The 14,403-nt window shown below is 47.7% G+C and carries 12 protein-coding genes; 4 read left to right on the forward strand and 8 right to left on the reverse strand.

Going from position 1 to position 14,403, the window contains the following annotated elements; translation table 11 throughout:
• Window positions 1-42: 42 nt before the first annotated feature.
• Together D3F01_RS12590 and D3F01_RS12595 are read left to right on the forward strand one after the other, a co-directional pair.
• Window positions 43-1,614: an ATP-binding protein gene (locus tag D3F01_RS12590; protein ID WP_097770067.1), complete on the forward strand. Its 1,572-nt coding sequence runs from the start codon at window positions 43-45 to the stop codon at window positions 1,612-1,614.
• Window positions 1,615-2,301: 687 nt separating this feature from the next.
• Window positions 2,302-3,810, forward strand: a complete 1,509-nt coding sequence (locus D3F01_RS12595; protein WP_242889027.1) for a tyrosine-type recombinase/integrase — start codon at window positions 2,302-2,304, stop codon at window positions 3,808-3,810.
• A gap of 23 nt (window positions 3,811-3,833) precedes the next feature.
• Here the strand turns inward: D3F01_RS12595 and D3F01_RS12600 are convergent, their stop codons facing one another.
• On the reverse strand, window positions 3,834-5,573 hold the full coding sequence (locus tag D3F01_RS12600) for an ABC transporter ATP-binding protein (RefSeq protein WP_242889029.1): 1,740 nt from the start codon (window positions 5,571-5,573) through the stop codon (window positions 3,834-3,836).
• Between the two features lie 75 nt (window positions 5,574-5,648).
• On the opposite strand from D3F01_RS12600, the gene D3F01_RS12605 reads away from it, so the two are divergent.
• Both D3F01_RS12605 and D3F01_RS12610 read left to right on the forward strand, forming a co-directional pair.
• The gene (locus tag D3F01_RS12605; RefSeq protein WP_242889031.1) at window positions 5,649-6,560 is read left to right on the forward strand and encodes a helix-turn-helix transcriptional regulator; all 912 of its coding nucleotides are present in this window, start codon (window positions 5,649-5,651) and stop codon (window positions 6,558-6,560) included.
• A gap of 10 nt (window positions 6,561-6,570) precedes the next feature.
• Window positions 6,571-6,963 (forward strand): helix-turn-helix domain-containing protein, encoded by a 393-nt coding sequence (locus tag D3F01_RS12610; RefSeq protein WP_227613690.1) that lies wholly within the window; start codon window positions 6,571-6,573, stop codon window positions 6,961-6,963.
• A gap of 414 nt (window positions 6,964-7,377) precedes the next feature.
• On the opposite strand, the gene D3F01_RS12615 is transcribed toward D3F01_RS12610, so the two are convergent.
• The 7 genes from D3F01_RS12615 to D3F01_RS12645 form a co-directional block, all read right to left on the reverse strand.
• Window positions 7,378-8,907 carry an oligosaccharide flippase family protein gene (locus D3F01_RS12615; RefSeq protein ID WP_242889033.1) on the reverse strand — a complete coding sequence of 510 codons (1,530 nt, stop codon included), beginning with the start codon at window positions 8,905-8,907 and terminating at the stop codon, window positions 7,378-7,380.
• 45 nt (window positions 8,908-8,952) lie between these two features.
• Window positions 8,953-9,975 carry a glycosyltransferase family A protein gene (locus tag D3F01_RS12620; protein ID WP_242889034.1) on the reverse strand — a complete coding sequence of 341 codons (1,023 nt, stop codon included), beginning with the start codon at window positions 9,973-9,975 and terminating at the stop codon, window positions 8,953-8,955.
• Window positions 9,976-9,990: 15 nt separating this feature from the next.
• Window positions 9,991-11,082 (reverse strand): EpsG family protein, encoded by a 1,092-nt coding sequence (locus D3F01_RS12625; protein WP_242889036.1) that lies wholly within the window; start codon window positions 11,080-11,082, stop codon window positions 9,991-9,993.
• Window positions 11,083-11,094: 12 nt separating this feature from the next.
• Window positions 11,095-11,994, reverse strand: coding sequence for a glycosyltransferase family 2 protein (locus tag D3F01_RS12630; protein WP_242889038.1), 900 nt, complete (start codon window positions 11,992-11,994; stop codon window positions 11,095-11,097).
• The gene (locus tag D3F01_RS12635) at window positions 11,987-13,036 is read right to left on the reverse strand and encodes a glycosyltransferase (RefSeq protein WP_242889040.1); all 1,050 of its coding nucleotides are present in this window, start codon (window positions 13,034-13,036) and stop codon (window positions 11,987-11,989) included. The genes D3F01_RS12630 and D3F01_RS12635 overlap by 8 nt, the downstream gene beginning before the upstream one ends.
• Before the next feature lie 7 nt (window positions 13,037-13,043).
• The gene (locus D3F01_RS12640; RefSeq protein ID WP_242889042.1) at window positions 13,044-14,171 is read right to left on the reverse strand and encodes a glycosyltransferase; all 1,128 of its coding nucleotides are present in this window, start codon (window positions 14,169-14,171) and stop codon (window positions 13,044-13,046) included.
• Window positions 14,168-14,403: sugar transferase (locus tag D3F01_RS12645; protein ID WP_242889044.1), on the reverse strand; the 236-nt coding region annotated here is incomplete at its 5' end. The genes D3F01_RS12640 and D3F01_RS12645, both read right to left, overlap by 4 nt.

A 14,403-nucleotide genomic window follows, 5' to 3' on the forward strand; every position in this document is an offset into this window, starting at 1 on the left:
TAATACGCTTGAACGATATTGAACCGAATTGCAGGTGATACCATGCCTTTCCCCCTCGACCATTACATTGAAGCCTCTCATGTTGATTACAAGGAACGCCTTGAAGAGAAAAAGCCGCGCAGCTGGCTGAAATCGGTGTCGGCCTTTGCCAATACCGAGGGCGGACACTTGATTTTTGGCGTAAAGAATGAGCCGCGCGAGGTCGTAGGATTGGAAAATCCGCAGGCTGTGGTGAGCAGATTGACGGAACTTATCAAGGTCCGCATTGACCCTACGCCGCGCTATCGGGTGCGGGAGGTCGAAATAGAGGGCAAGTCCTGCGTTGATCTGGAAGTACAGGACGGCCCGGCGTATCCATATTATTATGCCTTTGACGGTTCCCATACGGCCTATGTGCGGCATGGCGACCAGTCCGAAGAAGCCACCTCACGGGAACTGAACGAATTGATTTTGCAAGGCATGAACCAGACCTTTGATGCCCTGCCCAGTTCTTATCGAGTGGGTGATGTCAGTTTTACACTGCTGGCCGCGACGTTTAAGAATTTGAAAAAAGAGGATTTCGACCTTGAAAAAGACTTGCCCTCCGCAGGATTGGTAACAGATGATGGACAAATCACGAATGGCGGCCTGCTGCTTTGCGATCAGGGCGTTCTGAAGCAATCCCGTATTTTCTGCACTCGCTGGAAAGGCAACTACAAGGGCAGCATTGAAGAAGATGCTCTGGATGACAAGGAATTTCAGGGTGCAAGTCTGATCACGCTGCTGCAAAATGCGGAAGATTTTGTTCGCAACAACAGCAAAAACCCGTGGAGCATCCGTGGTATGACCCGCGAAGAACGCAGTGATTACCCGTATAAGGCCGTTCGTGAGGTGCTGGTCAATGCGCTGATCCATCGGAATTATCAGATTCTTGGTTCGGAGATTCATGTGGAAGTGTTCGATGATCGGCTGGAAATCACTTCACCGGGCGGCATGATGAATGGCCGCAGGGTGCAGGATATGGATATCCGGCATATTCCGTCTATGCGGCGCAATCAGGTGATCTCGGATGTGTTCTCACGGCTTGGCTTTATGGAGCGCCGTGGCAGCGGCATTGACCGCATCCTGAACTCTTATGTGGAAGTAGCCCAGAAGCCGACTTTCTACTCAGATTCGGATTTCTTTATCGTCACACTGCCGAATAGAAGTGTCGCGACTCCGGCACAGGTCAGTATGGAAAGTGTGGAGACTCAACCTGCAGAAGTATCGACTTCTTCAAAAAAAGTGGCAACCTCGACCCTAGAAGTGGCAACCCCGCAAGAAAAAGTGGAAACCTCGACCCTAAAAGTGGCAACTTCCCAAGAAAAAGTGGCAACCTCAGAAAAAGAGGATATGGACAGCGAGGTAGCCAATTTCAAAATTCAGCTGAATGAGACTAGCTTTGGAAGCAGAACAAAAGAGAAAACTTTGGGGCTTTTCAAAAGATACAGATACGAATATTCTTTTCATTCCATCAATGTGGCTCAATTCTTCGATGTGAAGATTTCTCGTGCCAATGCCATCATCCGGGATCTCCGTCGTCTTGGCATTGTCGAATCTCCGCAATATGGAGTGTATCAGTTTATAAGAAAGTAGAAAGTAAAATCGCTTTGCAAACCGAAATATTGGCAGAACTAATATTTTATTGGAACGAGTTAATATAATTTGAATTATCATAATCGAAATTATATTAACCACCCGCGTAGAAATGCCCACTCCCCTGAGAACTCCTCAGACGAGTGGGCATTCTTCTTCCTGTATATTAGATTTACCTTTGTGGTCACTCAAACCGCCACCAAGTCATGGATCAAAAATCATTATTTTTCATTTGTCCCAGAGTAAGTGCACGGTTTCTGCACTGTTTTTGCACGGTTTCAAGGGATGCAATGGGCACTCTGACTTGCAAAATACGACAAAGGGTGCAGAAATTACGCAGTGAAAAATCACGATGTTCTGCATAAAAATGACGTAAACTCGAAACTTCTAAAATCAGAGTGTTCTGCCCGGGGGGCTCTTTTAATCAGAGGGCCAGGGATTCGAGTTCCCTCGAGCGCACCAAAGGAAAACCCACGATTCACCGTTTCAAATGCGGCTTGGATCGTGGGTTTCTTTTTGTTATATCCGCCCGGCGGGGCTTGAAAAGTGCGACAGAAATGCGACAGCTTCAAAGGGGCTTTGTGCGCATACCGGAGCACCTGCCGGAGGATTTAATTAAAAATGAATGACGTGGGGGCATCTGGCGGGCTGAGGGGACTCTAAACTGTTCTGAACCCTTATCCCACTATGGCCAGCGTGAAAAACGCCGCCGCACGGTTCAACGTGACACCCGAATATGTCCGCAAGCTCTGCCGAACGGGCAAGATCTGCTATACGGCCATCTCAAGCCGAAAGTGGTTGGTCAACATGGACACGCTGGCCCAGTTCTTCGCACAGGGAGAGCCGGTCAGAGAGGATTCGCAGCAGGTCACGAACGGCCTCGTGCTGGACTCAGACATGCTGCTGGATGACCTGATCGACCGCTGGTTTGAGGAATACGCCAACAAGCAGCTGAAGGCCAAGACGCTCTACGATTATAGAAGGATGCGTGGCCGGATCAGTGCCGGACTCGGGCATCTCAAGGTGTCCAAGATCAAGCCGGCGCATGTGATGGCGTTTTATGACAATTTGGAGGAGAGGGGTGTCCGCCGGGACAGCACCTACACCGCCACGAAAGCCCTTCTGAACCTGCTCCCACGTGGAACCCGGGGTGAACTGGCGAAAAAGGCCGGGATCGGTCAGGACACCATGCGGATGGTCTATGCGGGTAAGAGTGTGAGCCGAAAGACGGCGGAAAAAGTGTCCGCTGCAGTGGGGCTGGCCTTCTCAAAGGCGTTTGTGGAGCATACCCAAAAGGACGGGAAGCTGAACAACAACACCGTCATCCGCTATCAGGCCATGCTCTCCAGCATCTTTAAGAAAGGTGTCCAGTGGGGATTGATCAACGAGAACCCGTGCTCCCGTGCAGAACATCCCAAAGCCGAGGAAATCGACGTTCGGGTGCTGACGGAGGAAGAGATTCCAAAGCTGCTGGATGCCCTTTCGGATGCACCGCCGCAGTACAACGTGATCACTCAGCTGGCCTTGCTGCTTGGTGCCCGGCGGGGTGAGATCTGCGCCCTGCGCTGGTCTGACATTGACTTTGAGAAGGGAACGCTTTCCATCAAGCGGACGGTCCAGTCCATCCCCGGGATAGGCCTTGTGTTCAACACACCGAAAACCAGACGAGGCAAGAGGTGCCTGCGCATTGGAGCGGATTGCGTGGAACTGCTGCAGGAGTACCGGCGATACCAGAAAGCGGAGAGATTCCGGATCGGTTCAGCGTGGGTGCGTAAGGTCACACTGGAAAATGGCAAAGTGGTGGATAATGATATGCTATTCACGAAATGGAATGGAGAGCCGATGGACCCGGATATCATCTCGTCCTGGTTCCCGAAGTTTCTGGAAACACACGATCTCCCGGACGTGAACTTTCACAGCCTTCGCCATTCGAATGCCAGCATCCTGATTGCGGCACATGTACCGATCACAACGGTCTCCGGGCGGCTTGGACACGCACAGACCTCCACCACGCTGAACTACTACGCATCGGCCCTCCAACTCGGCACACATCTTCTCCACAAGGAAGGGGTCGTCCGTGCAATCGGCAGGCTTGTCCTTGGTGGTCAGGATATGAGCAGCCTTGTGGAGCGTTTCGGTTTCACTGCAAAAGGCCCCACACACCGGCACTGGTCGGCATGCAGGGCGTATTTATGATTTGAGGGGAAATTACCGGGCAATCATTGCGTTACAGGTGCCAGCTCATACACACGGTCGAACTGCGCACGGCGCGCTGCCGACAGGTGGTGGCTGATGAGGATCAGTGTCAGGTCGGGATTGGTAAGCAGGCTCTTTTCCACAAGGTCGGCGTTTTTCTGATCCAGCGCACTGGTGCCCTCGTCCACCAGCAGGATGGAGCGATTGTGAATCAGGGCACGGGCAATGGCGACACGCTGCTTCTGACCGCCGGAAAGATTACTGCCATCCTCACCTACAACGGTGTCAAGGCCATCGGGCATGGCGGTCAAATCTGCGGCAAGGGCACTGCCCTGAATGGCCGCATGCAGCTGCTCTTCCGAGAAATCTTCACCCAGTGTGATGTTCTCCCGAATCGTAGTATTGAACAGGAACACATTCTGCTCAATGTAACTCATCTGTTGCTGGAGCTGAGCGGGTGTAACGGTGTGAATGTCCACATCGTCAAACGAAATCGTACCGGTATAGTCCGGCAGCCAGCCCAAAAGCAGCTTGAGCAGAGTGGATTTTCCGCAGCCGGAGGGGCCTGTCAGGGCATACTTTTTGCCCTTTTCAAAGCGGAAGGAGGCATCTTTCAGGATGGGCTTTTTCTCATCATAGCAGAAAGAAACTCTATCTACCGTAATGGAGGCTTTCAGTGGTGACATAGAAGCAACCTCTTCCGATTTGGAATCAGTATCGACCGTTGGCAGCTTGCCAAAGTAAGGCTTACTGGCTGAGAGGGAGAGACGCAAACCGGCCAAACTGTTAAAGCCGTTTGCCACGCCTCCGATCAGATTGACACCACCGGCAAGTGTGCCTGTGGTGACAAGTCCCATGCTGGTCAGCGCAGCAATCAGCACAAGCGAGCCGAGCTGAAGTGCGACGTTGATAAAGCCAATCAACGCCTCCATGCGAGATTTACCATAGCTCAGCTGGCAACTGGGCTTTTCAATGTCATCGCTGATCCTATTTCCCTGCTGGAGAAAGAGATTTCCTCTGCCAAAAAACTGGAGTACGTCAAAGCCTGTCAGAAGGTCCTTCAAATGGTTGATGGCGGCAGTCTGCTGCACACCGCAGCTTTGCCCCAGTAGTTCCAACTTCTTCTGGAACAGTTTTGGGGAGAGCCAAAGGACAACTGCTGTGATCACGGAAAAAACAACCAGCGACCAATGCAAAAAGGCAAGTCCCAAAATGCTGAACACGATCTGCGCAATTCTGCCTACACAGCCGAAGAAGGGAATCCACGCAAGCTGTTCTAATTGCTTTATATCATTGGTCAGCCGGGCGAGATATTCTCCGGTGTCGGACTGATGAAAATCGGTATGGCTCTTGCGCAGGAAGGAGTGATACAGCCCATCTCGCACCGTATTGTTCAAAGCGCGAATTGTTTTGGCCTGACAATGCTCCTGTAAAGCAGTAAAAAGAAAATAGCCTCCCCAGCAGGTCAGATCAACTGCCGTCCAAAAGATAGTACTCCGCAGATCCAGCAATACCACGGCATCAAAAACCTTCATCAAGGCAAGCTGAATCAGAGCCTGAGCACCATAGGCGGTGATGGCAAACAAGCAGGTGAGGGTACTGAGCCTCCATTGCTTTTTCAGATAGTGTATCATTGTTTCCTCCATGCGTATGTCAAAGAGCTTAGAATGTATTTCATGTGCCTGTATCTTATCACAAAAGGTTTCGATTGACCATATCGTCTGGTGTAATAAAAAATTACATGGGACGACAGGTTTGCACAAGAGACGCTTGCACACATGTACAAAATCTAGTATATTACAATTATGGCAATACTAAAGTTTGGAGGGAGCTGCTAAATGCAGAATTACAAATTGGGGGAGTATATCCGCCAGCGGCGTTTGGATCTCGGGTTGACACAGGAGCAGGTCTGTGCAGGCATTTGTGAATCCGTTACATTGTCCAGATTGGAAAACGGAAAACAGACCCCCAGCCGAAATCGAATCAATGCGATTCTGCAGCGCCTTGGTCTGCCGGATGACCGATATTATGCGTTGGTAACACCGGAAGAACTGGAAATAGAAGCACTCAAGAAGGAAATTGTTTCCTGTAATGCGCTAAAGTGCGTTGAGGAGGGCTTTGACAAAATAAGTCGGCTTGAGAAAATTGCAAAGCCGGATGATCAAATCACACAACAGTTTATTCTTCGATCGAAAGTCCTTTTGGGAGGATTGGATAAAAGATATTCAAATGACGAGCGGATTCAAATGTTGTTGCAAGCCATTCGGATGACCATACCGGATTTTCAACTGGACAAAATTGAAGACTTTCTCTTTACATTGGATGAAATGAAACTGGTCAATCAAATTGGAAATGCGTATTCTTTGAGCGGTGACAATGAAAAAGCAGCCGATATTTTCTATCGACTGCTTCAATATATAAGAAGGCATCTTCCGGAAACGGTTACTTCAAACAGGATGCTTCCCTTGGTTTTGTATAATTTTGCTAGATCGTTGGATTTGTCGCAAAAGTATGAGGAAGGCGCAAAGGTGGCAAGATACGGAAAAGAAGCATGTATAAAATATGGACATTATCAGGTGCTTCACTCGTGTTTGGAAATCGAAGCTGAATGCGACTTCTTTCTTGGAAAAAAGGAGGAGAGTGTCGAACGCTATCGGGAAGCTTTTTACATTTGCAAAGTCATGGGATATGAAGATGATTTGCAGATTATCCGCACAGAAGCAGAAAAGTATCTGAACATCTTATTTTGAATATCATGTAATGTCGTCCTGCGGTGTGGCGGCATCTGCGGATGGAGTAGGACATTCCGGTTTAGTCCTGTATGTAAACGGTGAATATCGTGATGACTCTGACATTGGCAAGCTGATGCACGACTTCAACTGCACCAGTGCCGATGATATGAATTTTGAGATCCTTGCCGAAAAGACCCGGTATCTGAGGGGAAATCCGAAGGGAGTGAGCGAAATGTGTAAAGTGATGGAAGACCTGAGAGATGAAAGCTATGCAGAAGGTCATGCAGAGGGTCGGGAAGAACAGGCTCAGATGACGGCGAAGAACCTCTATGAGCAGGGTCTGACGGTAAAGCAGATTGCAAGAGCGATTGGCTTCAGCATGGACACAGTGGAAAAGTGGCTCACGCAGAAAGCTGGATAAGGGAATAACCGGAATGGCCAGTGTATTGTACGATTTGCGTATGATATGCTGGCCTTTTTGTTTGGCGGAAGTCAGAGGTAGTCAGAAGTGGGGTGGGGGTAGTTAAAAATCTGGAGCCGGGGGTTATTCTGGCTGGAAGGAAGAGTTGTTTGTTCTCCCCAGTCCGGGACAAGATATGGTGGCTGTTCGGAGAAAACACGTTGCCACAAAGAAAAAGGCACTCGACGTTGAAATCGGATGCCTCGTTTTGTTTGTCACGCAAAGTTTTCCCAGACGAGATTTCCCCAAGGCTGCATCTGCATGAGACGCTCCGGGTGGGTCAAAATCGCTATATCCGGTAGATGTCCAAATCGAATGCCACCTGGCATTACAACCCCCAATGTTAAAAAGCATGTGGTTTCGTTAGGTGGGCACTTATTTTCGTTTTAGAGTGAGGGTCAAGCTTGTGACAATTTGAAGAAATTGTTCCTTTTCGGAACGGTCTGCCACGATTTTAAGCATGACGATGCCGTAGAGTGTGGTGTAAAGAATAACTTCCAACCCGAACGTCAGGAAGGAACCAGCGCTCTCAGATACCAGAAAATGCTTGAGCAGGAGCGCCCCAGTGGTCAGCAAAAGTGTGGCGATGATAATGGGCAGAGTCTCCTTCCAGAATTTCCGGATGTCGAGACCGGCTCGTTTTTGAAAGTACCAGTTCATGATCAGGCCGCTGGTCAGGAACATCGAAATGCTGGTAGAAAGTGCAGCGCCGATGATTCCGATCCATTTTGTGAAAAAAATGGTCGTCAGGATGTTCAGGACAGCGCTCAGAAAATAGATCTTTGCACGGAAACCGTACTGCCCCTTGATCTGCAGAATGCAAAGTCCGAGATTCTGCGCCAGATCGATGGAAAATGGAAGCATGACGATGATTGCAACCCAATAGGCTTCTTCGTAGCCTTCTCCGACCCACAGCAGCAGAAATTCACGCCCGAAAACGATGAAGCCGGATAAAACCAGAAGAATGATGTAGAAGGTGATCCGTCCTATCCGGATAAATAAATCTGATGCTTTCTGCAGACCGTTTTCTTCCTGATACAAGGCGCTGACTCTGGGATAGAAAACACCTGAGACCTGTGTGCCAAACTGCATATACATAGAACAGATTTGTGAACCGACAGAATAAACGGCAACGACTACGGTGTTGAACATCCGTCCCAGAATGATCTGATCTGTTTTCCAGAAGATCTGATCCGCAATGCTTCCGAGCAGGATGGCAGCAGAAAGACCGAGGATGCTTTTCACGATCCGGGAATCTTTGGGCTGTTTTGTGATCTGGATTTTTAGTTTTCGGGTCACATAGCCATACCGAATTCCAATGGTCAGGAGGTTCAGAAGGACGATCACCACCGAGACTGTGATCGCATACGGGATCCGGCTGACGCACAAAATGACCAGAAGCGGTTGTATGATCTGCATCAGGATGGATAATATCCGCAAAAAGGTGTACTTCTCATGCCCGGTAAGCACAGTCAGATAAACCGAACCCTGCAAGGTGAAGGTCATATTTACGAACAGCAGGATCAGAATGGCAACGCTTTCGTTCAGTTCCGAGGTACTGAATGAACCGGCGTAGAAGCTCCGGAAGGCAAACACCACGACGATTCCGACCAGATCCAGAATGAGAGCCAGAAAACGATAGATGTTTCTTGCCATCGACAGAGTCACAGCGGCTTCTTCATGGTCGCTGCGCCCCAAGGCGTCGCAGTAGTTTCTCAGAATACCGGCCGACACACAGGATTCAAAAACGGTGACATAGGAAAAGAATGAGCCGACGATCTGATATAATCCGTACTCACTCTGTCCAAGAAAGTGAAGAAGAACCGGGACGTAGATCATGCTGACAACTACGCTTAGGAACACTTGTATGTAGGATAATGCTGCGCCTTTTTTTCGTTCGTTCATGATTTCGAAGAATCTTTCTGAAATATTTTTTCTAAAGAAAAGAAATTAACTCTTTTTGCCTAAGAAAAAATTCAATATGTATACGGTTGAACATAAAAAGGTTATATTCTTGTGTCGAATCAAGTAACAGATAATACGTTCTTTGATATCTTCTGGATTGCAAAAAAGTGCACCGGTTTGAATATTTTTATCCGATATGAGTTTTGTAAAGGCCTGCTTGATATCGGAATATTTTACTCTTTCTCCATATGCAGTATTTCGGATAGACCACCAAAGAGCTATATATGTTCCATGATATATTTGAGGATAGTCATCTAAAATACCTTTTTCCAGTAAAAGCGATACTTTTTTTGCATAAAGCCTTCGTTGGCTTTCAATGGTCATTTCCATCCCCACTGTACCTTTAGAAGATAGTGAGCCTGAATTAGATATTATATGATATAAATATAAGTGCTCATGTACAATAACGATCTTATCGCAGTGGCTGTAACATTCATAAATAAAAAGAGTATCCTCACCCAAAGAAAGATCTTCTGGAAAGAAAATATTGTTTTCAACTACAATTTTTTTAGGGATAAGTTTCGCCCAAGGACCTGCAAATGCGATCCTATAATTCATCGGGTATGGAATCATGCCAATTCCAATGGCAAGGCCATCTTTTGGCTCATAAATTTCTGTAGGCATTTTTATTCCATCGAGAATTTTACCGTCTCGCACTTCTTTGAACCCGGAAATAACAATACTACTAGGTGAAACTGCATTTTTTATTAATGTTTCAATGTGCGTATTTAAAATAGTATCGTCTGAATCAACAAAAAGAAGCCAATCCCCATGAGCCACATGTATTCCAAGATTTCTTGCAGATGATACACCACCATTTTCTTTTCTAATTAAAAGAATACGACTGTCTCTATCTGAATAAGTTTGAATGATTTCACTGGTTTTGTCTGTGGAACCATCATCTACAGTAATAACCTCAATATCAGAATATGTTTGATTTAAAATACTCTCAAGGCAGGAGCCAATTGTTTTTTCGCTATTGTAGCATGGAATGATGACTGAGACCATATTTTCCTCCAGTAGTTAATTCCAGTTAAATTGGTATATTTTCAGGAATGTTGCATTTACATTTGCAAATCGCACAAAAACCATGAAGAAGAAAGCAAAACATAATATCGCAGCAAGCTTCCGACTTTTTGATTCAAAAAGTTCTGGGAACTTGGCAATGGAATAGTGATTTGCAATCACAAAATATTCCGTCATCCGTACTGCCAGTGCCTGCGGAATAGAACCAATTAAAAAGCAGAAAGCACTGATATAAAGATATTTTCTTCCCTCCGGAGAAGCGTTTTTCCGGTATTCCAGGTACAGCAGAACCAGAAAAAAACCTCTCAATGCAAAATTGACGATGTTGGAACGCTCACCGGAAGCGTTAAGATACATGCCGTACCGCGGATCAAGTGTAGCCATAAAAGCGAGCATAAATGAGATGATTTTTGTTCCGGCAAAGAATAAAATTGTTCCCAGAAGCAGTGCCCCGGAGACAACTTTTTTGATCGGGAACCGTTTTATGATTTTCAAGGCAAGAATAACAGCGATTGCAATATAGGCAGAAGTATGCAGTAAGGTGGCAAGATAGAGGAGCAGAATTTTTTTCAACCATGGGTGGCGTTTGAATGGATGTTCCAAAACATACCAGACCAGCAGGTCTGCAAGATTTTGCCGAAGCAGGACACAGAAAAACCACACCATCTGCTGCGACAGATAGGAAAACATGAACAACGATTTTTCCTGCACAGTGAGTTCCATATCATGGAGAATCACAGCCAGAAGGAGGAAGCTCAGTGTCGCATAAAAGACCTGAAATACGATGTAATCAACTGCAAAGGTTTTGATGAAGGAAGCAAGCAATGTGAAAAGCCAGCCGAAACCCCACTCAGCCTGAATGTCTCGTTGAAACACAAACGGATTGAACTCAAATTGTGATAATTTTGGAACCGCAGTATAAAACCACTGCTGATACACATAGGCATCACTTCCGCCAAGATTTACATTACGGAATGCCATCACAAACCACAATATGAAAATTGATGCCCCAAACAGAATTTTTGACTGTTTCGGCTTGCACCATGCGGAAAGAAACAGTACCGCATCAATGACCAGAAAATAAACCACCGCACACCCTCATTATTTCAAATATTTTTTCTTCCAGTAAAAGTACAGCATCCAACCGGGGATCGCTGTCAGAGTCATCCCGACGGGTCTGCCGCTTGTTGATAGTGCTTTTGCAAACGAATAGCCGGCGCACCTTGCGTACACCCAATAGAGCAGCATCTCTTTGACCCGGACTTTCAGGCAGACTTCATCGTTCAGGTAGCTGCGGCAGTCATCCATCATTCCAAGGGGGCTTTTCATTCGCAGTGCACGGCCGCTTTTTGTCAGTCCGCCTTCCAGATATTCGCAGATGTAAATGGTTTTATTGCGATACACCGTCTTGTAGTTCAGGGCCATCGCATTCCAAAGCCAGCTTTCCGCCATAAAGCGCTCGTTCGGATAAACTGGGAATGGATATTTCTTGAATAGGTCAGCCCGCACGATTTCACAATGATCGCCCCTGATGCCCTGATTTACCCGGTAATGAAGATGGTCAGCTACATAAAAATCTGCTGGGTTTGCAACACTTAAATGTGTGCCATCTTCCTTGCCTTTGAAATAGCTCATGCCGCAGAGATCGGATCGATTCCGATAAATGGGCCATTCCCGCTCGACTGTTTCAACTGCATCCGGTGTCAGGTAGTCGTCGCTGTCTAGAATGAGAACAACATCACCCTTGATATAAGGATGAGCTGCATTCAGAGCGGTATGCTTTCCGCCGTTTTTCTTTTTGTGGTATTCCCACTCAAACGGAAGATTCTGCTGCTTTAACGCTTCTATATACGCTTCGGTATCATCTGTGCTACCATCATCGATAACAAGCCACTGGAAATCTGTTCTGGTCTGTCTGCAAAGGCTGTCAACCAGTTTGGGCAATGTATTGGCACGGTTATAGGTCGGGGTCAGCACCGTTACCATCAAACAATTAAGCATTTCTGCTTCCCTCCAGAGTTGATTCATAAATGGACTTTATGGCTACGGTATAGCGCTGCATATCCGTATATTGCATGCTCTTTCCAACCGCATTTGCGGAGCAGCGGCAATAAGCATTTTCATCCTGCAGCAGTTTCAGGATAGCGCTGCAGTACTCGTCGATCGTTTTGCAAACCGCTCCACAGGTTTCGTCCACAATATCTGCCAGCCCGCCGACACCGCTGCACACAACAGGCTTGCCAAGGCACATGCCTTCCACGGCAGCCAGACCAAAGCCTTCCCATGCAGAGGGCATGACCATGACTTTGCCGGCATTCAGATAGGGGTAAGGGTTGCTCTGAAAACCTGCCAGTTCAACATTGCTCTCCAGTCCGTTTTGTCGGACATAATCCTTTACCTGGGACATCAGCTCGCCGTCACCGATCATGCGTGCGGTAATCTGTGGCCGCTTCTCCCGGAGCCTCTGCACAATCTGGCAAAACAGGAGGGGGCACTTCGGATCGGTCATCCGTCCGAGAAAAACCAGATCGACCTGTGCACAATTGCACGTTTCCCGCGCCTTTTGCCGGACGTCGGCACAGTTTACCACATTGCCGACCACGGTGTTTTTTTGTTTTAGAAGCCCCCGGAAGATATATTCCGCTTCAATGGAATTCGATACGCTGATTACATTTCGGATGCGGGGCAATGACAGTGCCAGCGCAACAGACTGCGGACAGACCTTCTTCAGCCAGAGCGGGTTGTTATGAAAATGTGCCACCACCGGAGTTTTTTCGACCGCCCATGCGGCACAGGTCGCCATACTGAAATCATGTGCATGGATCAGGTCGGGCTTCAAGTCCCGGATTGCCCTCCGGACGGCACCGACAGAGGTGTTTTCCAGTGGATAAAACTTCTGACCTCTGGCTTCCACAACTTTACGGATCGGGCCATCCGGGGAGGCATAGATCATCTCTACTTCCGGGAAGAGCGACATAATCGTAAGAACTACATTCTCGGCACCAGAATATTTTGTGCTTTTCAATAAGTGAAGAACCCTCATTTTTCTTTCAGTCTCCCAGCAGTTCCGTATAGATCTTCTTCATCTGCTCACTGACGTTCCGTACATCGTACTGTTCCAATATCTTTTTGTTCCGGGCACACTCCTGCCTGACCTGAACGCCGTCCACAACATCGCACATTAGTTGACATAATGCGGCCTCATCCGATGACTCAAACAGATACCGGCTGTCTGGCAACAGGTCTACATTTCCACGGATGCGGCTTGCAATGCAGGGCAGGCCCGCCGCCATGGCTTCCATCAGGGAGACAGACAGCCCTTCCCGGAAGGACGGAAAAACGAAACAGTCGCAGGATCGCAAGATTTCGCTGACATCCGTTCGAAAGCCAAGAAAACGGACTCTGTCCGATACTCCAAGCTCTTCTGCCAGTTTCAAATGTTCCTGCTTCAGCTCTCCCTCTCCGCAAATGAGGTAGTAGCTGTTTGCCATATCCGTCTTTGCAAAAGCCCGAATCACAGTTCTATGATTTTTGTTTTCATTCAGCTCCCCAACGGACACAAACACAAACGCATCTTCCGGGATGCCCAGTTCTTTCCGCTTTGCGGCTCGATTCATCTGCACGGAAGAGATATTCTTCACATCCACGCCGATTCCGGGTACATAGTACGCCTTGCCACGCAGGGGAAATTTCTGTGCGGCGGAATAATCCTCCTGATTGATAGTGATTTGGGCATCGGTATAGCGGGCCAAAAAAGTCTCGGCGGTCTGGTAGATCAGCCGGTTTTTCAACGGACAGCCTTTGTAGAAGTGGAAACCATGGGCTGTATAGAGTACCGGCGCCGTGTGTGCGGCATTAGCAGCCAGACGCGCCAGTGCACCTGCCATCGGAGTATGACAGTGAACTCCGGCAAACATCTCGGTCTGCATCAGATGCTTTAGTTGTTTGTATGCTTTGATATTTGCTGAAATGTTGTAAGGAGAACGGACAAAATCCACCTGGTGCAGAATGACACCATGCTCACGGATTACCTGAACTGCATCCGCATACATATCTTCATGCTCAAAATTTGTTGCATAATGGACCTCATATCCCATGCCCTGCAGCAACTTCACATCGTTCAACTCAAACTGCACCAGAAACCGGCTATAATGGGCTACAATTAAAATTTTTTTCATTTGTTTGTATCCCCCATCGCCGTAGTCTGACCCTCTGCCACACCTTCCGTGCTTTCCGGCATAAACAAGATCTTCACGGTCGCCAGCATAATTTTTAGATCCTCAATCAAGCTGGGATGGGCGATGTACATCAGATCCATCTGCAGTTTATCGTAAGGAGTCGTATTGTACTTGCCGTACACCTGCGCGTAACCGGTCAAGCCAGCCTTTGCCTGAAGCCGCAGTGCAAACT

The sequence above is a fragment of the Faecalibacterium sp. BCRC 81149 genome (genome assembly GCF_022750605.1).
In the GTDB taxonomy this organism is placed as follows: domain Bacteria; phylum Bacillota; class Clostridia; order Oscillospirales; family Ruminococcaceae; genus Faecalibacterium; species Faecalibacterium duncaniae.